Origin of the sequence: Acidovorax sp. Root568 (assembly GCF_001427445.1) — a bacterium.
Lineage (GTDB): Bacteria > Pseudomonadota > Gammaproteobacteria > Burkholderiales > Burkholderiaceae_C > Acidovorax > Acidovorax delafieldii.
The window spans coordinates 202,981-222,881 of the sequence record NZ_LMGP01000014.1 but is presented as its reverse complement, the minus strand read 5'-3'; the positions used below and the strand labels follow the sequence as shown (position 1 = coordinate 222,881).

Sequence of the window (19,901 nt, the reverse complement as noted above, 5' to 3'; positions counted from 1 at the left end):
CTTTTGAGTTCCGGGGAGCGCGCAGTATAGGCACCTGTGCAGGGTTAACCCTGGATGTCCGATGTCTTATGTGTTCAGCACGCCACGGCGGATCTGGTCGCGCTCCAGCGATTCGAACAGCGCCTTGAAGTTGCCTTCGCCAAAGCCGTCGCGGTAGTCGCCTTCGCGCTGGATGAATTCAAAGAACACCGGGCCCAGCATGGGGGTGGAGAAGATCTGCAGCAGCAGGCGGGGCGTGCCGTCGGCCGTGGTGCCGTCCAGCAAGATGCCGCGCGACTGCAGCTCGGGCACCGGCTGGCCGTGGCCGGGCAGGCGGGTGTCCAGCATTTCGTAATAGACCTCGTTGGGCGCGGTGGCCAGCTGCACGCCGGCCATGCCCAGCTTGTCCACCACGTCCAGCAGGTTGTCGCAGATCAGCGCGATGTGCTGAATGCCCTCGCCGTTGAATTGCATCAAAAATTCTTCGATCTGGCCGCCACCCTGCTTGGATTCTTCGTTCAGCGGGATGCGGATCTTGCCGTCGGGCGCGGTCATGGCCTTGGACGTGAGGCCCGTGTATTCGCCCTGGATGTCGAAGTAGCGGATCTCGCGGAAGTTGAACAGCTTCTCGTAGAAGTTGGCCCAGAAACCCATGCGGCCGCGGTACACGTTGTGCGTGAGGTGGTCGATGAGGTTCAGGCCGTGGCCCACGGGGCGGCGTTCCACGCCTTCGATGAATTCAAAGTCGATGTCGTAGATGGACTTGCCGTCTTCAAACCGGTCGATCAAATACAGCGGCGCACCGCCAATGCCCTTGATGGCGGGCAGGCGCAGTTCCATGGGGCCGGTGGGGATCTCGATGGGCTGGGCGCCCAACTCCAGCGCGCGGTTGTAAGCCTTGTGCGCATCCTTCACACGGAAGGCCAGGCCACAGGCGGAGGGGCCATGCTCGGCACCAAAGTAGGCGGCCTGGCTGTGGGGCTCGCGGTTCAGGATGAAGTTGATGCCGTTCTGGCGGTACAGCACCACATCCTTGGACCGGTGCTTGGCGACCAGGGTGAAACCGAGCTTTTCAAACACCGCCTCCAGCACGCCGGGCTGGGGCGAGGTGAATTCGACGAACTCGAAGCCCATCAGGCCCATGGGGTTGTCCCAGGCAGCGAGCTGGGCGGTGGTTTCTTGCGGCAAGGCGGCGTTCATGGGGTGTCTCCGGCATTCGTTGATGAATGTCATGGACTGTAGGCGCGGCCTGCCTCATGTTTCTGGCGAAATCAAGAGGCTTTGGCCTTTGATTTGCAGGAATCTTGTGAATGGTCAAAATTTCGCGCAGTCTGGCGGCGCGCTGGGCAGGGCTGGCCGCCGCAGCGCTGCGCGGTCGACAGAAGGTCCCTATAAGCCCGAGGTGCCCGCGTTGAGCTGGCGCAGCGCCAGGGCGGCGTCAATGCGTTGTTGCTCCTCGGGCGAGAACAGCTGCTGGCGCAATTGCTGCAGGCCGGGGCCCTCGCCCTGCTGGGTGCGGGCTTGGCTGTACTGGTCGAGGCGCTGGTTCCAGTGCTGTTCGTCCCTGTCCAGCTGCGCCATGGCCTGGGCGGCTGCCGGGCCGTACTGCGCGCTGCGGGTGGCGTAGCGGCTGCGCTCGTCGGCGTTGCTGGCGTTGAAGGCGGCCGTCTGCGCGGCGGCCGCCATGTGAGCGGTGGCGGCACTGCGTTCGGCGCGGCGCTCGGTGGAGAGTTCGTTATCGGCCGCCTGCAGCGCCTGGGCGCGCTGCTCAGGGCTGAGCTGGGTGTTGCGCTCAATCTCCAGGCGCGCCAGGGTGTAGCGGTCCAGCTCTGCCTCGCGGGCAAACAGGGCGTCGTATTCGGCGTCGTCAAAAAACTGCAGGCGCACCTTGTGGCGCGCCTCCAGCGCGTCGCGCAGTGCGCGTGGGTCGGTCAGGTCCTGCGGCGCACGCAAGCGGCCCAGGGCCACACGGTAGTCCACATAGCGCTCGGCCAGTGCCAGGGCTCGCGTGGCCAGGGCGGCGGGGAAATGCTGGTTGACCAGTGCGGCCAGGCGCTGTTTGAGCGTGGCTGGGTCGCTGGCGTCGCCCGCTTCCATCAGCAGGGCTTCCAGCGTGTCGCGCAGGCCGTGCACCAGCAGGGGGTCGGCCAGGCCGTCGGTGGTGATGGCGCGGCGGCGTGCAAAAAAGCTGTGGTCCGCGCCCTGCGCTGGCGAGGGTTGTACCTGGGCACCGGCGGAGGCTGCGGCCGCCCCCGCTGGTGATGGGTTGGTATCCCCCGCGCCCAACCCGGCAGGGCCCCCCAGCCACCACACCACGGCGACCGTGGTGAGGGCCAGGACTGCGGCGGCAACCGCCCAGGTGCGCGAGGGCTGGGCCATGGCTTACAGGCCTTGTTGCTTGAGGCGGTTGGCGTGCTGGCGGTACAGCGTCACCGGGTCGGTGGAGAACCAGTCGCGCAGGCCCAGCAGCTGGTTGACTTCGTCGAGGTGGTTCTGGCGGTAGTCGCCCAGGTGTTTGCCCAAGCGCGACGAGCAGGCCGACACCAGGCCATCGTTGGCTTCGCCAAAGGTCAGGCTCAGCGTGGCCAGGAGCGCGTCGCTGGCATCGAGCACGTTGGTCAGGGGCAGGGTGCCGGTCCAGGAGTAGTAGCGCACACCGTTCACCAGCTCGGCGCCGCTGCCGCAGCCGGAGGTGGGCACGCCTTGCGGAAAGCGGCTGTTGAACTTGGCCGAGCCGGCCGTGGTCAGCGAGTCCAGCGCCGCCGTGGGCATCTGGGGCAGGCCGGTGCCGCCGGAGGTCAGGTTGATCAGGCCCACCAGCGCCTTGGCGGCGGCGCTGGCCACAGCTTCGGACACCGAGCCTGCGGGCGCTACGCCGCGCAGGATGTCGGCTACGCGCGAACCCCGGTTCACGCCGCCAATCGAGGTGACCGATGCCACCAGCTGCGGCACCACGCCCGCCACATAGCGGGTGGTGGGGCCGCCGTGCGAATGGCCTACCAAGTTCACCTTGGGGGCACCGGTCAGCGCCAGGATGGTCTTGACCTGTGCCAGCAATTGCTCGCCGCGCACCTCGGTGCTGTTGGCGGCCGAGACCTGGGCGACGTAGACCTTGGCGCCGTCCTGGCGCAGTGCGTCGGGGATGCCGTAGAAGTAGTCGATCCCAAGGGCCGAGTCAAAGCCGAACAGGCCATGCACCAGCACGATGGGGTAGCGCGTCTGGGTGTAGCCCGTCTGCGCCTGCGCGCCCACGCCCAGCAGCAGCAACCCCGCCGTTGCTGCCAGCACCAGTCGCCGCAAAAAGCGGCTGAAAAATCCGGTCATGTGTTTGTCTCCGTTGGTATGGTTTCTTATGCTCGCAAAAACGAACGACCGTTCTTTTTTGCGAGATCAATTTTTGTATTCGGGCCATGGAGTCACTATCGGGACATACCCGTGTGTGCAGCGCACCATGCAGAAATCACTCAGTTGTTCGTAAAATCCTGCGTCATGAAAGCATTTGACGCACTCGACAAGCTGGACCGCGCCATCCTGCGCCGCCTGCAGGACAACGGCCGCGAGACGTACGACGTCATCGGAGAACAGGTGGGCCTGTCGCCCAGCGCGGTGCTGCGCCGCGTCAAGCGGCTGGAAGACAGCGGCGTGATCCACCGCTACGTGGCCCTGGTGCAGCCCGAAGCGGTGGGGCTGGGACTCACGGCGTACCTGAACGTGCGGCTGGAAAAACACACGGAAAGCCACAAGCGCAACCCCATGGACCTGTTCCGCGCCAGCGTGCAGACCTGGCCCGAGGTGGTGGAGTGCGCATCGCTCACCGGCGAAATGGACTACCTGCTGCGCGTGGTGGTGGCCGACATGGCGCACTACAGCCGCTTCATCATGGACACGCTGCTCAAGCATCCCAGCGTGCAGGACTGCAAGACCAGTTTTGTGCTCGACCGCGTGAAGGCGACGACGGCTGTGCCGGTGTAGTCCAACACAGGCCTTCACTCGTTGACAGGGCCTGTGCAAGTCACGGGCGTGACTCCCTGTGGCGTCTGTTGATGCGGTGGAGGTTGCTGTAAGGCGGTCCGCGCTTTACGCTCCGCCCCGTGCAGAGAAGGCTTGGCGCAGACGGGGGTGCAGCCACCCCAGCCGTCGCGTCTGCGACCCGTGCAAGGGGGATCTGGGGCTTGAATACTCTCAAATTGATAGCTATTGAGGCATGATCTTCCAGCGCTTGGAGCCGATTTTTCCGCGTTTTGAGTAGGATCACTATTTTGTTGCGGCGCAGCAATTTGGACTGGAAAAGATGAGGGAAAACCCTTATATTTGGCGACATGTTCGCAACCAAAGACTGGCTCAAGGCATCCTGGTACGCAGGCCGGGACCTGCTGCGCCCGGTAACCAGCGGCTCTTCTGCCTCTGACATTCACATCCACCAGCAGGAGACGCCCGTGATGGTTCCTATCCGCTCCCTGGGCCCCTCCTACCGGGAGCGGATCACCCAGCACCTGCTGCAGCTGGAGCCTGCAGACCGCTACCTGCGCTTTGGCTATGCCGCCAACGACGAACAGATCCGCCGCTACGCCGAGCAGCTCAACTTCGAGCGCGATGAAATCTTTGGCATCTACAACCGCCGCCTTGAGCTCATCGCCATGGCCCACCTGGCGTTTTCGGAAAACCCCGAACACAAGCCGTGTGCTGAATTCGGTGTGTCCGTGCTCAAGCAGGCACGGGGTCGCGGCTTTGGCGCGCGCCTGTTCGAGCGTGCCGTGATGCATGCGCGCAATGAGGGCGTGAACATGGTGTTCATCCATGCGTTGTCTGAAAACACCGCCATGCTCAAGATCGCGCGCAACGCCGGTGCCACCGTGCGCCGCGACGGGTCCGAGTCCGAAGCCTATCTGCAGATCCCACCCGCCAGCCTCGACACGCGCATGACCGAGATGGTCGAGCAGCAGTTCGCCGAGGTGGACTACCAGCTCAAAAAGCAGGCCAAGCAGTTCTGGGACTTTCTGGCCAATGTGCAGGAAGTGCGCAGCGGCGTGCAACACGCGCGCCACCAATCGGCCGAGTGAGCCATGGCGGTCACGCCCCCGGCCGTGACGCCGGTGGTGGCCGGCTGTCACGGCAATCCGCTATCCTAGGGGCCTGATTCACTACCGCACGTCCTGCACTCCAGACAGTGTCTGACCCGCACCCCGCGCACCCCGGGCGACCGCCCGAGAGGGAAGACAAGCGCACCTTCCTGCAGAAAGTGGCCGAGTTCATCCATCCTGGGCCGGACTCCACGGAAGAACTCATTGAAACCCTGGCCGAGGCCGAGGACAACGAGGTCATCGGCGCCGAATCGCGCGTGATGCTGGAGCGCGTGATCCGCATGGCCGACATGACGGCGGGCGATGTGATGGTGGCAGCACCGCGCATGGACCTCGTCAACATTGACGCGCCTTTCGATGAGCTGCTGCATCTGGTGATCAGCACCGCGCATTCACGGTTTCCGGTCTACCAGGGCGAGCGCGAGAACATCATCGGCATCCTGATGGCCAAGGACTTGCTCAAGCTGCAGCGGGCGCCCGAGCTGAACATCCGTGCGTTGCTGCGCCCGGCAGCGTTTGTGCCCGAAAGCAAAGGCCTGAACGACCTGCTGCGCGAGTTCCGTGGCAACCGCAACCACCTGGCCATCGTGATCGACGAGTTTGGCCGCGTGGCCGGGCTCATCACCATCGAAGACGTGCTGGAGCAGATCGTCGGCGAGATCGAGGACGAGTTCGACATCCCCGAAGACGATGGCGACATCTTTGGACTGGCCGACCGGACCTACCGTGTGAGTGGTGACACCCCCATCGAGCGTGTGGCCGAGGCCTTTGAGGTGGCCATCGTGGGTAGCGACCCCAACGAGCATTTCGACACCATCGGCGGCCTGATTGCCCACGAAATGGGCCATGTGCCCAAGCGCGGTGAGCATCTGCAGCTCAGCGGCCTGCATTTTGTGGTGCTGCACACCAAGGGCGGGGCGGTGCGCTGGTTCAAGGTGTCCAGGGTCGAAGACACCCCCGCCGACGGCTGATGTCGCGGCGCTCTTGGATGGCGGGCGGGCCGCTGCTGCCGCAACTGCTGCTGGCACTGGCGGCGGGCCTGGCCCAGGCGGCCTCGCTGGCCTGGCCGGGCAGCGGCCAACCCTTGTGGTGGCTGCAGCTGGCTTCGATGGCTGCACTCGCCTGGATGGTGCGGCCTTTCGCTGTGGAGCACCAGCGCGTCGCTGCGCCCTGGCGGCGCGGTGCGCTCGTGGGTGGGTTGTTTGCCACCGCCTGGCTGGCAGGCACTTTCTGGTGGCTGTTCATTTCCATGCATTCCTATGGCGGCCTGCCCGCGCCTTTGGCTGTGGCAGCGGTGCTGGGGCTCGCTGCCTTTCTGGCCAGCTACTACGCGGCGGCTTTGGCTTTGTTTTGCCGGTATGTGCCTGTGAATCGTGCCGGGAGTGCTCTTCTTTTCGGAGCGCTGTGGCTGCTGGCCGAACTGGCACGGGGCGTCTGGTGGACGGGGTTCCCGTGGGGTGCAGGCGGCTACGCGCATGTGGATGGGCCGCTCGCCGTGCTGGCCCGCCACATGGGGGTGTATGGCATCAGCGCGGTGGCTGCGGCGTTGGCGATGGGCGTGGTGCAGGTGCGTGCCACCGATCTGCGCAACGCGCGCTGGTGGGCGCTGGTGCTGGCGGCGGGCGGCCTGCTGGCCTGGGCCACGGTGGACCGGCTGTGCGCGGTCAATCTGTGCCACACCCCGGCACGGCGCGCAGCGCCCGCCCTGAGCCTGGAGCTGCTGCAGGGCAATATCCCCCAGGACGAAAAGTTTCAATCCGGCAGCGGCGTGCCCGTGGCCCTGCAGTGGTATGCCGAGGCCCTGCGCAACGCCCAGGCTGACCTGGTGGTGGCGCCCGAGACCGCCATACCGCTGCTGCCGCAGCAGCTCATTCCGGGGTATCTGGAGGGCATGCAGCAACGCTATGCGCAAGGGGCTCAGGCCGCCATGGTGGGCATTCCGCTGGGGGATGAAGCGCAGGGCTACACCAACTCCGTGCTGGGCATGAGTGCTGCCACACAAGCCGCGCCCTACCGCTACGACAAGCACCACCTGGTGCCGTTTGGAGAGTTCATTCCGCCGTTTTTCAAGTGGTTCACGGCCATGATGAACATCCCTCTGGGCGATTTCAACCGGGGGACCGTGGGCCAGGCGTCGTTTGCCGTGGCGGGGCAGCGCATCGCGCCGAACATCTGCTACGAAGACTTGTTCGGCGAGGAGCTGGGGGCGCGATTCATCGACCCCGCCCAGGCCCCCACGGTGTTTGTCAACTTCAGCAACATCGGCTGGTTTGGCGACACCCTGGCCATCGACCAGCATCTGCACATCAGCCGCATGCGTGCGCTCGAATTCGAGCGGCCCATGGTGCGCGCCACCAATACGGGTGCCACGGTCATCATCGACCACCGGGGCGTGGTCACGCACCAGCTGGCCCGCTACACGCGCGGCGTGCTCAAGGGCGAGGTGCAGGGCCGGGGGCTGGACGCACAAAGTGGCTGGGCCATCACGCCTTACGCGTGGTGGGTATCCCGCTGGGGGCTGTGGCCGCTGTGGGCGCTGGGGGCTCTGGTGCTGATAGGGGCCATGGTCGCCAGCAGGGGCCGCAGGCCACGTGGCAATTGATCCAGGTCAGGCATTGCGCCCGACGGCGCAGGGGCCTGCGCACCCCCGTGTTTAGAGGCGGCTCCCTATGCCTTGATAATAGAGGCCCGCAACCGGGGGCTGGTGTTGCGTAAAACGATGATTTGAGGCGGGCCATCCGCCGTTCTGGAGCACGACTGAAAATGGCAGATTCCTTTTCCTACGAACAACTGATCGCCTCCGGCGAGGGCCGGCTGTTCGGCGCTGACAGCGGGCGTCTGCCGCTGCCACCCATGCTGATGTTTGACCGCATCACGCACATCGACAGCGATGGTGGCGCGCACGGGCTGGGAAAGATCCGCGCCGAGCTCGATGTCAAACCCGACCTCTGGTTCTTTGCCTGCCACTTCCAGGGCGACCCGGTCATGCCTGGCTGCCTGGGGCTCGACGCCATGTGGCAGCTCATCGGTTTTTACCTGACCTGGCTGCAACTGCCGGGCCGGGGCCGCGCGCTGGGTGCGGGCGAGGTCAAGTTCACCGGCGAGGTCGGCCCTGACGTGAAGCTGGTCACCTACGAAATCGATATCAAGCGCGTCATCAAGCGCAAGCTGGTCATGGCCATTGGCGATGCCCGCCTGCTGGCCGACGGCAAAGAAATCTATGTGGCCAACGACCTTCGCGTGGGTCTGTTCAAGCGCGAGGAAGACGGTAAGGACGCAGCATGACCACCAAGAAGCGCGTAGTCATCACCGGCGCGGGCATCGTCTCGTGCATTGGCAACGACCTGGCCTCCGTGGAAGCTTCGCTGCGTGCGGGCACCAGCGGCATCAAGGCCGTGGAGAAGTTCAAGGAACTGGGCCTGCGCAGTCAGGTGGGCGGCGCCCCGGAGATCGATATCGAAGCGCGCATTGACCGCAAGCAGCTGCGCTTCATGGGCGATGCGGCGGCCTATGCGCAGATCGCACTGGAAGACGCTATCCTGCAAGCAGGCCTCACGCCAAGCCAAGTCAGCCACCCGCGCACCGGCCTCATCATGGGTTCGGGCGGTGGCTCGCCCGCCAACCAGATCGAAGCGGCCGACACGCTGCGCGAAAAAGGCATCCGCCGCGTGGGGCCCTATCAGGTCACGCGCTGCATGAGCTCCACGGTTTCTGCGTGCCTGGCCACCAACTTCAAGGTCAAGGGCATCAACTACTCCATCACATCGGCCTGCTCCACGTCCGCCCACTGCATCGGCGCGGCCGCGCAGCAGATCGCCTGGGGTGTGCAGGACGTGATGTTTGCGGGCGGTGGCGAAGAGCTGAGCTGGGGCATGTCGCTGCTGTTTGATGGCATGGGCGCCATGTCCAGCAAGTACAACGAAACGCCCGAGAAGGCCTCACGCGCCTACGACGCGAACCGCGACGGCTTCGTGATCGCTGGCGGCGGCGGTGCCGTGGTGCTGGAGAGCCTGGAGCACGCCCAGGCCCGTGGCGCGACCATCCTGGCCGAAGTGGTGGGCTTTGGCGCCACCAGCGACGGTGAAGACATGGTGGCCCCGTCGGGCGACGGTGCCATTGCCTGCATGCAGCAAGCCATGGAAGGTCTGGACGCCCCCATCGACTACATCAACACCCACGGCACCTCCACCCCCGTGGGCGACATGCAGGAAGTGCGCGCCATGCGTGCCCTGTTTGGCGACAAGGTGCCACCGTTCTCGTCCACCAAGTCGCTCACCGGCCACTCGCTGGGCGCCACGGGCGTGCAGGAGGCCATCTACTGCATGATCATGCTGAACAAGGGCTTCATCGCTGGCTCTGCCAATGTCGAGACACCTGACCCGGCCCTGGGCGACATGCCTCTGGTCACGCAAACGCGTGATGCGCAGCTGAACACGGTGTTGTCCAACAGCTTCGGCTTTGGTGGCACCAACGCCAGCCTGGTGCTGCGCCGCTGGAACCACTGACCGCGGACTCCCCACCGCAACGGCCTGCCTGTCTCTGGACATGCAGGCCGTTTTTCATGGGCTCTATCGGCCCGTCAGCGCCTGACGGGCCTTGGGGTTGGGCTGCAGGGCCTCGTGCAGCAAGGCTGGCAACATGCCCAGCATGCGGGTGGCCTGCAGACCGGGCGGAAAGGCGCGCGCGTGATAGCTGTACAGCGACATGGGGGCCAGCTCGTGCAGCTCCTGCGCCACCATCTGTGCAGGGTCCAGCCCCTTGGCGGTGAGAAAGTCCACCACCGTCCAGCCCATGCCCCGGCGCACCAGCTCCAAAGCGAGGCGTGATGTCTGCACCTGGATGCCGGGCCCGGCGGGGGAACCGAGGCGGTGTGCGATTTCGTCAATCGCCTGGCGCATGGGGTCGTCGCCCACCAGGCGGATCACGGGCACCTGCGCCAGCCGCGCACCGGGGCTGGCGGCACGGGGAGCACGCGCCCACACGCTGGTCGCGACCGCCAGGTACAAGCGACCACTGACCAGCAGGTCGCTCGCGATTTGTGGGTGGGGGTGCTTGTAGAAACCCAGGCAAAAGTCCACGCTGCGCGTGAGCAGGGCCTGCGTCATCTGGTCCTGGTGGATGGTGCGCACCTCCACACCCACCTGCGGATGCTGCTCGGCATGGTGCTGCAGCAGGCGCGGCAGAAATTCGTGCGTGATGGACGGTATGGCGCCCAGCCGCACATCGCCCGAATCACTGGTGGCCAGGTTGCGCGCGGTGCGCTTTAGCGCATCCAGCTGCCGGTAGATACCGGTGGATTCGGTGGCCAGCACCTGGGCCTCGGGCGTCGGGGTCAGGCCTGCGGGCGAGCGGTTGAACAGCCGGTAGCCCAGCTGCAGCTCGGTGTGCGCCACGGCCTTGCTGATTGCTGAGGGGGTGATGCACAGCAACCGCGCCGCTGCGCTCATGTTGCCGGTTTGCAGCACGGCCTGAAAAACTTCCAGTTGTCTCAAGTTCATGGCGGAGTTGTCTTGTGGCGGTGGCCGAGGGGCACTTCACGGCCTTCGAACGGCAGTTCTGGGGTGTGAACTGAATTCATAAGGGTGGGTCAATTATTCCGCATGACTGTGTTCTGGTTTCTCATAGGATGCTGCACCGCTTCACCGGCGGTTTTGAATAAAGCGGCGCAACGCGCGCTGCCACCCAAAAAAAATCAGGAGACTTCTTCATGCACATTTCTTCCTCCCCCACCGCCAGCCGCTGGCTCGCGGGTTTGCTGTTGTCTGCTGCCTCCGCCGTTGCCATGGCCCAGGCTGCCAAGCCCAACGTGGTGGTGCTGGCCACGGGCGGCACCATTGCCGGTGCGGGCGCCTCGGCCGCCAACAGCGCAACCTATGCCGCCGCCAAGGTGCCGGTGGACAAGCTCCTGGCAGGCCTGCCTGAGCTGGCCAATGTGGCCAAGGTGTCGGGTGAGCAGGTGTTCCAGATCGCCTCCGAGAGCTTCACCAACGAGCACCTGCTGCGCCTCGGCCAGCGCGTGTCGGCCCTGGCCAAGCAGGCAGACGTGGACGGCATCGTGATCACCCACGGCACGGACACCCTGGAAGAAACCGCGTACTTCCTGAACCTCACCGTGCGCACCAACAAGCCCATCGTGGTGGTCGGCTCCATGCGTCCCGGCACGGCCCTGTCGGCTGACGGCGCGCTGAACCTGTACGACGCCGTGACTGTGGCTGCCAGCAAGGACGCCGCCGGCAAGGGCGTGCTGGTCACGATGAACGACGAGATCCAGAGCGGTCGCGACGTGAGCAAGACCATCAACATCAAGACCGAGGCCTTCAAGAGCCAGTGGGGCCCGCTGGGCATGGTGGTGGAAGGCAAGAACTACTGGTTCCGCGCCCCGGTCAAGCGCCACACGACCAACTCCGAGTTCAACATCGACGACATCAAGGCGCTGCCCGCCGTGGACATCGTGTACGGCTACGGCAACATGAACACCACGGGCATCGAGGCCTACGGCAAGGCCGGCGTCAAGGCGCTGATCCATGCCGGCACCGGCAACGGCTCGGTGGCCGCACAGGCGGTCGATTCGCTCAAGGCCTTGCGTGGCCAGGGCGTGCAGATCATCCGTTCGGCCCGCGTGCCCGATGGTTTTGTGCTGCGCAATGCCGAGCAGCCCGACGACAAGTACGACTGGGTGGTGGCCCATGACCTGCGCCCCCAAAAGGCCCGCATCCTGGCCATGGTGGCCCTCACGAAGACCAATGACAGCAAGGAACTGCAACGCATTTTCTGGGAGTATTGATCCCTGTTTTCGAGGTTAGAACGCCATGCTTTGACGCGATGCATGCGTTGACGGCCACACCCCTGTGGCCACCGGTACGCACCGGCTTATAGCTCGCGTGACTGGTTGGGAAGGCTGGGGCTCCAAAAGGGCTCCGGCCTTTTTTCATGGGCGCGGGCCGGTGTTGCTGGCGCTGCCGCAGCACGCGCGGCTGCGCGCCGTAAAATCACCGGTTTGCGCGCGCGATGCCCGTCCTTGTTGCCCATGGGGCGGCGGGCGCTGGGTTTGCTCACGCACCGCGTTTTCTTCTTTTCCCCTTACTTGCCCGGCCCTGGCTTGCCAGTGCCTCAGCCACAGACGCCATGTTGACATTCCAGCAAATCATTTTGAAGCTGCAGTCCTACTGGGACGCGCAGGGTTGCGCCCTTTTGCAACCCTATGACATGGAAGTGGGCGCCGGCACCTCGCACACCGCCACCTTCCTGCGCGCCATCGGCCCCGAGCCCTGGAAGGCCGCCTACGTGCAGCCCAGCCGCCGCCCCAAGGACGGCCGCTACGGCGAGAACCCCAACCGCCTGCAGCACTACTACCAGTACCAGGTGGTGCTCAAGCCCGCACCGGCCAACATCCTGGAGCTGTACCTGGGCTCGCTCGAAGCCCTTGGCTTCGACCTGAAAAAGAACGACATCCGCTTTGTCGAAGACGACTGGGAGAACCCCACGCTCGGCGCCTGGGGCCTGGGCTGGGAGGTGTGGCTCAACGGCATGGAAGTCACGCAGTTCACCTACTTCCAGCAGGTCGGTGGCATTGACTGCAAGCCCGCCACCGGCGAGATCACCTACGGCCTGGAGCGTTTGGCCATGTACCTGCAGGGCGTGGACAACGTCTACAACCTCAAGTGGACCGACACCCTGAGCTACGGCGACGTGTACAAGCAAAACGAGGTGGAGCAGTCCACCTACAACTTCGAGCACAGCGACGCGGACTTCCTGTTCACGGCCTTCAACGCGCACGAAAAGCAGGCCAAGTACCTCATGGAGCAGCAGCTGGCGTTGCCTGCGTATGAGCAGGTGCTCAAGGCCGCACACAGCTTCAACCTGCTGGATGCGCGCGGCGCGATCAGCGTGACGGAACGCGCTGCCTACATTGGCCGCATCCGCAACCTGGCCCGTGCCGTGGCGCAAAGCTACTACGAGAGCCGCGAGCGCCTGGGCTTCCCCATGGCGCCGCGCGAGTGGGTGGAACAGATGACGAAGAAGGCTGCGTGAGAGAAATGACGATGACAACCCAAAACCTCCTCGTTGAACTGTTTGTCGAAGAGCTGCCGCCCAAGGCGCTGCAGAAGCTGGGCGATGCTTTCGCCACCGTGCTGGGCGACCAGCTCAAGGCCCTGGGCCTGGCGTCTGCCGCCTCGGTGGTCACGCCCTTCGCCTCGCCCCGCCGCCTGGCCGCGCATGTGACCGCCGTGGCCGACAAGGCCGCCGACAAGGCCGTACAGCAAAAGCTGATGCCCGTGACCGTGGGTCTTCAAGCGGACGGCAACGCCACGCCTGCGCTGCTGAAAAAGCTGCAGGCGCTGGGCGCCGATGTGTCCAACCCCGCAGCCGCTGTAGCCGCCTTGAAGCGCGCGCAGGACGGCAAGGCCGAAGCCCTGTTCTACGACAGCGTGGTGCCCGGTGCCACGTTGGCGGCGGGCCTGCAAAAGGCGCTGGACGAAGCCATTGCCAAGCTCCCCATCCCCAAGGTCATGAGCTACCAGCTCGAAACCGACTGCGAGCTGCCCGGCTGGACCAGCGTGAACTTTGTGCGCCCCGCACACGGCCTGGTGGCGCTGCATGGCAGCACCGTGGTGCCCGTGAAGGCGCTGGGCCTGACCGCTGGCAACAGCACCACCGGCCACCGTTTTGAAGCCGCCGTGTCGCCCGTGGTGCTGGCCGATGCCGACAGCTACGCCGCCACGCTGAAGAAGGACGGCGCCGTGATCGCCAGCTTTGCCGAGCGCAAGGCCGAGATCGCGCGCCAGCTGGCTGCGGCTGCTGCGAAGGTGGGCAACGGCGCCCGCCCCATCGAAGACGAAGCCCTGCTGGACGAAGTGACCGCGCTGGTGGAGCGCCCCAACGTGGTCATCTGCCAGTTTGAAGAGCAGTTCCTGGGTGTGCCACAAGAGTGCCTCATCCTCACGATGAAGGCCAACCAGAAGTACTTCCCGCTGCTGGACGCCGCGGGCAAGCTCACCAACAAGTTCCTGGTGGTCAGCAACATCAGCCCCGAAGACACGAGCTTTGTGACCGGCGGCAACGAGCGCGTGGTGCGCCCCCGCCTGGCCGATGCCAAGTTCTTCTTTGACCAGGACCGCAAGAAGACCCTGGCCTCGCGTGTCGAGGGCCTGGGCAAGGTGGTTTATCACAACAAGTTGGGCACGCAGGGTGAGCGCGTGGAGCGCGTGCGCGCCATCGCCAAGGCGATTGCATCCCAGCTGGGCGACGCGCAACTGGTGCAGGACGCCGACCTGGCCGCGCAACTGGCCAAGACCGACCTCGTGACCGATATGGTGGGCGAGTTCCCCGAGCTGCAGGGCATCATGGGCGGCTACTACGCCCTGAACGACGGCCTGGGCGAGACCGTGGCGAACGCGATCGAAGACCACTACAAGCCCCGCTTTGCGGGCGATGCACTGCCGCGCAACACCGCCGGCGTTGTGGTGGCGCTGGCCGACAAACTCGAAACCCTGGTCGGCATGTTCGGCATCGGCAACCTGCCCACAGGCGACCGCGATCCGTTCGCGCTGCGCCGCCATGCACTGGGTGTGATCCGCATGCTGGTCGAAAAAGACCTGCCGCTGGACTTGAGCGCGCTGCTGGCCGGTGCCGTGCCTGCCTTTGGCGACAAGATCACCGACGCCACGCCCGCTCTGGCCGACTTCATCTACGACCGCCTTGCCGGCAGCCTGCGTGAGCAAGGCTACAGCGCGCAAGAAGTGGACGCCGTGCTGGCCCTGCGCCCGCAGCGCCTGGCCCTGGTCGAGAAGCAGCTGGCTGCAGTGCGTGCCTTTGCCGCCTTGCCCGAAAGCCCCGCCCTGGCAGCCGCCAACAAGCGCGTTGGCAACATCCTGAAAAAGGCCGAGGTCGAAGGCCCGGTGGATGCCCACGTCAACCCCAACCTGCTGCAGGAAAAGGCCGAGCAGGACCTGTACGCCGCGCTGCAGCGCTTTGTGCCCGAGGCCAATGCCCAGTTCGACGCGGGCGACTACACCGCCAGCCTGCAGACCCTGGCCGTGCTGCGCGCGCCCGTGGATGCGTTCTTTGACGACGTGATGGTGAACGCCGAGCAACTGGACCTGCGCCTGAACCGCCAGGGCCTGCTCAAGACGCTGCACGAAGCCATGAACCGCGTGGCCGATTTGTCCCGTCTGGCGGCCTGACCCCTGGTGCTGGTAGGCTGGTGGTTCTCACAAGGCAAACCCCTCCTATGAAACTCGCCATCCTCGACCGCGACGGCACCCTCAACCCGATGGGGGATGAATACATCACTTCGGCCGACGAGTGGGCGGCGGTGCCCGGCGCGCTCGAAGCCATTGCCCGCCTCAACCATGCCGGCTGGCATGTGGTGGTGGCCACCAACCAGCCGGGACTGGGGCGGGGGCTGTTTGACGTGGTGGCGCTCAACGCCATCCACGCCAAGATGCACCGGCAGGTGGCGGCGGTGGGCGGGCGCATCGACGCGGTGTTCTATTGCCCCCATGCGGCCGACGAGGACTGCAGCTGCCGCAAGCCCGCCCCGGGCCTGCTGGAGCAGATTTGCGACCGCTACGGCATGGAGCGCAACGAGGTCCGCGTGGTCGGCAGCTGCGAGGCCCACCTGCAGGCGGGTGCCGCCCTGGGGGCCCAGTTGCACCTGGTGTGCACCGGCCGGTCTGCCGCGTTGCGGCCAGGCGGGGCGTTGCCTGCGGGGTTGCCGGCGGGTACGCAGTTGCACGCCAGCCTCGGAGATTTTGTGGACCAGTTGCTGCCGGTGGTGCCAAGCGCAGCAGCCGCCGTGGCCGCAGCGCCCTTGCCGCTGTCGTGACAGGGCGCAGCAGCATCTTGATGCTATTTAATTCATAGCTGTTGGCGCATATTTCACTAGCGCTTGCGGCCAAAAAGACATCCCAATGGCTCTTATCCGTTCTGTCATTCACCTTCTCTGGATGGGCATCACCGTGGTGCCCTACGCGCTGGCCATCATGCTGGGCACGCTGCTGGGCGTGCGGGGTGTGCCCCTGTACCGCATCGCCCGGGCCTGGCTGTCGCTGTGCATCAGCGGCGCGCGGGTGGTTCTGGGCATCCGCGCCGAGGTGACCGGCATGGAGAACCTGCCGCAGGGCGCCAACGAAGGCGCGATCCTGCTGGTCAAGCACCAGTCCACGTACGAGACCTTCCTGATGCCGGTGATCATGCCGCACCCCCTGGCCTACGTGTTCAAGAAGGAGCTGCTGCACGTGCCCTTCTTCGGCTGGGCCATCGGGCGGCTGGACATGATCCACATCGACCGCAACCAGCGCACGCAGGCCTTCAACAAGGTGGTGCAGCAGGGCAAGGACCTGCTGGCCAAGGGCATCTGGATCATCATGTTTCCCGAGGGCACGCGCATCGAGCGGGGGCAGAAGGGCAACTACAAGACCGGCGGTACGCGCCTGGCGATTGACACCGGTGCGCCGGTAATTCCGATCGCCGTGACCTCGGCCAAGGTGTGGCCGCGCAAGGCGTTCGTCAAGCGCCCCGGCGTGGTGGATGTGTCGATTGGCAAGCCCATCTCCAGCGTGGGGCGCCAGCCCGACGAACTGATGCGCGAGGTGGAGGCCTGGATCGAGGCCGAGATGCGTCGCCTGGACCCAGAGGCTTACCCAGCCCCTGCGGCCAACATCGCGGCCCCCAGCGGGAAGTAAACCGACCGTGATGCAGCGGCTTGTGCAACTGGCGCTGGACCTGTTCGACCCGCCCGGGGCCCCTGCAGCAGGCCCCAGTCCTGTGGCTGCAGGTTTCAAGCCCAATCAGCCACAAGCGCTAGTCGATCAAGCGCCAGTAGCTCCTAAAACTATAGTGAGCCGGCCTGCGGCGCCAGCGGTGCCGCTGCCCTCGCTGTTGTCGCCCGCCGAATTCCGCCACCCCCAGGCCAGCCGCGAGGTGCTGCTGGGAGATGCCGTCGTGGCCTATGCGCTGCAGCGCGCGCGCCGCCGCAGCATCGGCTTTACCGTGGGGGCCGACGGCCTGTCGGTGCGGGCCCCCAGCTGGGTGACGCTGGGCGCTGTGGATGCCGCGCTGCGCGAGAAGTCCGACTGGATCCTGCGCAAGCTGTCGGAGGCGCGCGAGCGCCAGCAGCGCATGGAAGGCGGTCGTATCGTCTGGGTCCATGGCGCAGAGCTGCCCTATCTGGGAGAGCCGCTGAGGCTGGTGCTGGACCCGAGCCACGGCTTTGCGGGCAAAGGTGGAGCGCTGGTGGCGGCGGTGGAGCAGGGCGGCGCAGCCACGACGCCCAGCCTGCACATTGGCCTGCCGCACAGCGCCAGCCCCGCACAGGTCCGCGATGCCGTCCAGGCCTGGTTGATGCGCGACGCGCGCCGCCACTTCACCGAGCGGCTGGACCACTTTGCCCCGCTGCTGGGCGTGCGCTGGGCCAGCCTGCGCCTGTCGAGCGCCAATACCCGCTGGGGCAGCGCCAAGGCCGACGGCTCCATCCGCCTGAACTGGCGCCTGCTGCACTACCGCCCGGCCATCATCGACTACGTGGTGGCGCACGAACTGGCCCACCTGCGCGTGATGGACCACAGCCCCCGCTTCTGGGACACCGTGGCCACCGTGGTGCCGGACTACGCGCAGCTGCGCAGCCATCTCCGTGACGAACCCGCCCCTTTATGGTGAATCCCCCTGAGTCGCCTTCGGCGCCTTCCCCCAAGGGGGACGACGTCCTCGCTGCGGGGCGGCCCTTGGCTTGCGTCCCTCGCGCCGGTCGCGCCCAGTCCAAACGTTTTGCCTAGTGCCCAGAAAGGATCGAAACCATGACAAATACGCTCTCCTCCGTTACTCCCGCCGAAGGCTATGCCGGTGACGTGACGCCCCAACAGGCCTGGCAATGGGTGCAGGCCGGTGACGCCGTGCTGGTGGATGTGCGCAGCGACGCCGAACGCGAGTGGGTGGGCCACGTGCCCGGCGCCGCAGCGGTCGCCTGGAAGCAATGGCCGGGCATGGCGATGAACGCCGACTTCGATGCCCAGATGCGCGCCGCCGTGCCCGAGGGCGCGCGGGCCGTGCTGCTGTGCCGCAGCGGTGTGCGCTCCATTGCCGCCGCGCGCCGCGCCACCGAGTTGGGTATCACCGCTTACAACATCCTCGAAGGGTTCGAGGGCGATGCGGATGCGCAAGGCCAGCGCGGCAAACGTGGTGGCTGGCGCTTTCATGGCCTGCCGTGGAAGCAGGGCTGATTTGCTATCAAAAAAAGAGCTGCCAGCGCTCTTTCTACTAGCGCTGGCAGCTCAGAGGGCTTGAATCTGCGAGAGATTACTTGGTCAGTGGCGGAATCCGCAGCTTCTGGCCTGGATAGATCTTGTCGGGGTGGCTCAGCATGGGCTTGTTGGCCTCGAAGATCACGGGGTACTTGTTGGCGTCGCCATAGAACTTCTTGGCAATGGCGCTCAGGGTGTCGCCGCGCACCACGTCGTGGTATTGGGCCTCGGGCTCGGGGTTGGTCACCTCCATCAGGTTCTCGACGCTGGTCACGCTGGCCACGTTGCCGCAGCACAGGGTCACTTTTTCCTTGGCGGCCTGCGTGGGTGCGGTGCCTTTGACGGTGACCTTGCCTTGCGTGCCGTCGAATGCCACCTGTACGTTGCTGGCGCCCAGGTTTTGGGACGCGATGTAGGTCTCGATGGCCTTGGATGCCTTGGCGTTGAGCTCATCCTGCGTGGGGGCGGCGGCCGTGGCGGCCTGCGCTTCTTTGCCGCCGAACAGCTTTTCGCCGGCTTCCTTGATGAAACTGAAAAGACCCATGTCGTACCTCCTAATGTTGCAGAAACAGGAGGGACCACTGTAGCGGGTACGGGCGGCTGCGTCGTGTCGGACAGGGGCGCGACACGATTTTTCACAATTTGGGGGCCGGGGAGGGTTGGTGCTGCAGTGGCTGTCGCGCTCGGGCAGGGGCGCATCGCAAAACTCGGGATAATCCTCCGCATGACTTTTCTGGCCATCGACGTCGGTAACACCCGTCTCAAATGGGCGTTGTACGACGCTCCCCGCCCCGGGGCTGCGCTCATTGCGCATGGCGCCGAGTTTCTCGACCACATCGACCGCCTGGCCGAAGGCAGCTGGGCCTCGCTGCCCCATCCGACACGCATGCTGGGCTGTGTGGTGGCTGGAGATGCCGTCAAACGCCGCGTACAGGAGCAGATGGAAATCTGGGACGTCACCCCCTCGTGGGTGGTGTCATCGGCGCAAGAGGCGGGCTTGACCAACGGCTACGACCACCCCTCGCGCCTGGGCTCGGACCGGTGGGTGGCCATGATCGGCGCACGCCACCATGTGCTGGCAAGTGGCCCTGCACGGCCGCTGGTGGTGGTGATGGTGGGCACGGCCGTGACGGTGGAGTGCATCGACACCGAGGGCCGCTTCATGGGCGGCCTGATCCTGCCCGGCCACGGCATCATGCTGCGTGCGCTTGAATCCGGCACCGCCGGCCTGCACGTGCCTACGGGCGAAGTGCGTCCGTTCCCTACCAACACCAGCGATGCGCTGACCAGTGGAGGCACCTACGCCATCGCGGGGGCCGTGGAGCGCATGTACCAGCACCTGTTGCAGCACTGCGGCCAGGAGCCTGCCTGCATCATGACCGGCGGCGCCGGCTGGAAGATGGCGCCCAGCATGACACGGCCGTTTGAGCTGGTGGACAACCTGATTTTTGACGGACTTCTGGAGATTGCAGCGCAGCGGTTTGGGGGCTGAGGGCTTTTGAGCTCCGCATCCATAGCAGCGCGACACGGCAATCTACTGCAAACCTCTGTGCAAAACTGGCGCTGCGCAAGCCAGAGACACCGAGCAAGGGCCGTCCCG

General features: G+C 65.5%; 19 protein-coding genes. 14 read left to right on the top strand and 5 right to left on the bottom strand.

Features of this window, described 5'->3' with window-relative positions:
- Nucleotides 1-66: 66 nt before the first annotated feature.
- The 3 genes from hppD to ASD75_RS10585 form a co-directional block, all read right to left on the bottom strand.
- The gene (hppD, locus tag ASD75_RS10595; protein WP_056745461.1) at nt 67-1,179 is read right to left on the bottom strand and encodes a 4-hydroxyphenylpyruvate dioxygenase; all 1,113 of its coding nucleotides are present in this window, start codon (nt 1,177-1,179) and stop codon (nt 67-69) included.
- A 189-nt stretch (nt 1,180-1,368) separates the two neighbouring features.
- Nucleotides 1,369-2,358 (bottom strand): lipase secretion chaperone, encoded by a 990-nt coding sequence (locus tag ASD75_RS10590; protein ID WP_056745459.1) that lies wholly within the window; start codon nt 2,356-2,358, stop codon nt 1,369-1,371.
- Between the two features lie 3 nt (nt 2,359-2,361).
- Complete coding sequence (locus ASD75_RS10585; RefSeq protein ID WP_156400998.1) at nt 2,362-3,303, bottom strand: triacylglycerol lipase; 942 nt, start codon at nt 3,301-3,303, stop codon at nt 2,362-2,364.
- A 165-nt stretch (nt 3,304-3,468) separates the two neighbouring features.
- On the opposite strand from ASD75_RS10585, the gene ASD75_RS10580 reads away from it, so the two are divergent.
- The 6 genes from ASD75_RS10580 to fabB all read left to right on the top strand — a co-directional run bounded on the left by ASD75_RS10580 (nt 3,469) and on the right by fabB (nt 9,565).
- Nucleotides 3,469-3,951: an Lrp/AsnC family transcriptional regulator gene (locus ASD75_RS10580; protein ID WP_015012403.1), complete on the top strand. Its 483-nt coding sequence runs from the start codon at nt 3,469-3,471 to the stop codon at nt 3,949-3,951.
- Between the two features lie 347 nt (nt 3,952-4,298).
- On the top strand, nt 4,299-5,039 hold the full coding sequence (locus ASD75_RS10575) for a GNAT family N-acetyltransferase (protein WP_056059504.1): 741 nt from the start codon (nt 4,299-4,301) through the stop codon (nt 5,037-5,039).
- Nucleotides 5,040-5,146: 107 nt separating this feature from the next.
- Nucleotides 5,147-6,031 (top strand): HlyC/CorC family transporter, encoded by an 885-nt coding sequence (locus ASD75_RS10570; protein ID WP_056745456.1) that lies wholly within the window; start codon nt 5,147-5,149, stop codon nt 6,029-6,031.
- The gene (gene lnt, locus ASD75_RS10565) at nt 6,031-7,662 is read left to right on the top strand and encodes an apolipoprotein N-acyltransferase (protein WP_056745454.1); all 1,632 of its coding nucleotides are present in this window, start codon (nt 6,031-6,033) and stop codon (nt 7,660-7,662) included. The genes ASD75_RS10570 and lnt overlap by 1 nt, the downstream gene beginning before the upstream one ends.
- Before the next feature lie 161 nt (nt 7,663-7,823).
- Entirely contained in the window at nt 7,824-8,345 is a 522-nt protein-coding gene (gene fabA / locus ASD75_RS10560; protein ID WP_008907199.1) for a 3-hydroxyacyl-[acyl-carrier-protein] dehydratase FabA, read from the top strand.
- Entirely contained in the window at nt 8,342-9,565 is a 1,224-nt protein-coding gene (gene fabB, locus ASD75_RS10555) for a beta-ketoacyl-ACP synthase I (protein WP_056745452.1), read from the top strand. Before fabA ends, fabB begins: the two co-directional genes overlap by 4 nt.
- 63 nt (nt 9,566-9,628) lie before the next feature.
- Here fabB and ASD75_RS10550 read toward each other — a convergent pair whose 3' ends face one another.
- Nucleotides 9,629-10,558 (bottom strand): LysR family transcriptional regulator, encoded by a 930-nt coding sequence (locus ASD75_RS10550; protein ID WP_056745449.1) that lies wholly within the window; start codon nt 10,556-10,558, stop codon nt 9,629-9,631.
- Between the two features lie 209 nt (nt 10,559-10,767).
- Here ASD75_RS10550 and ASD75_RS10545 point away from each other — a divergent pair, with 209 nt between their 5' ends.
- The 7 genes from ASD75_RS10545 to ASD75_RS10515 all read left to right on the top strand — a co-directional run bounded on the left by ASD75_RS10545 (nt 10,768) and on the right by ASD75_RS10515 (nt 18,280).
- The gene (locus ASD75_RS10545) at nt 10,768-11,844 is read left to right on the top strand and encodes a type II asparaginase (protein ID WP_056745447.1); all 1,077 of its coding nucleotides are present in this window, start codon (nt 10,768-10,770) and stop codon (nt 11,842-11,844) included.
- 341 nt (nt 11,845-12,185) lie between these two features.
- Nucleotides 12,186-13,091, top strand: coding sequence for a glycine--tRNA ligase subunit alpha (gene glyQ, locus ASD75_RS10540; protein ID WP_010462637.1), 906 nt, complete (start codon nt 12,186-12,188; stop codon nt 13,089-13,091).
- 11 nt (nt 13,092-13,102) lie between these two features.
- On the top strand, nt 13,103-15,244 hold the full coding sequence (gene glyS / locus ASD75_RS10535; protein ID WP_056745445.1) for a glycine--tRNA ligase subunit beta: 2,142 nt from the start codon (nt 13,103-13,105) through the stop codon (nt 15,242-15,244).
- A gap of 47 nt (nt 15,245-15,291) precedes the next feature.
- Nucleotides 15,292-15,888, top strand: coding sequence for a D-glycero-beta-D-manno-heptose 1,7-bisphosphate 7-phosphatase (gene gmhB, locus ASD75_RS10530; protein WP_056059492.1), 597 nt, complete (start codon nt 15,292-15,294; stop codon nt 15,886-15,888).
- A gap of 85 nt (nt 15,889-15,973) precedes the next feature.
- Nucleotides 15,974-16,747, top strand: coding sequence for a 1-acyl-sn-glycerol-3-phosphate acyltransferase (locus ASD75_RS10525; protein ID WP_056745443.1), 774 nt, complete (start codon nt 15,974-15,976; stop codon nt 16,745-16,747).
- Between the two features lie 10 nt (nt 16,748-16,757).
- Nucleotides 16,758-17,720, top strand: coding sequence for a M48 family metallopeptidase (locus tag ASD75_RS10520; protein WP_056745442.1), 963 nt, complete (start codon nt 16,758-16,760; stop codon nt 17,718-17,720).
- A gap of 137 nt (nt 17,721-17,857) precedes the next feature.
- Nucleotides 17,858-18,280, top strand: coding sequence for a rhodanese-like domain-containing protein (locus tag ASD75_RS10515; RefSeq protein WP_056745439.1), 423 nt, complete (start codon nt 17,858-17,860; stop codon nt 18,278-18,280).
- 76 nt (nt 18,281-18,356) lie between these two features.
- Here the strand turns inward: ASD75_RS10515 and lysM are convergent, their stop codons facing one another.
- Complete coding sequence (gene lysM, locus ASD75_RS10510; protein ID WP_056745437.1) at nt 18,357-18,845, bottom strand: peptidoglycan-binding protein LysM; 489 nt, start codon at nt 18,843-18,845, stop codon at nt 18,357-18,359.
- A 180-nt stretch (nt 18,846-19,025) separates the two neighbouring features.
- Here lysM and ASD75_RS10505 point away from each other — a divergent pair, with 180 nt between their 5' ends.
- On the top strand, nt 19,026-19,793 hold the full coding sequence (locus ASD75_RS10505) for a type III pantothenate kinase (RefSeq protein WP_056059481.1): 768 nt from the start codon (nt 19,026-19,028) through the stop codon (nt 19,791-19,793).
- Nucleotides 19,794-19,901: the final 108 nt, after the last annotated feature.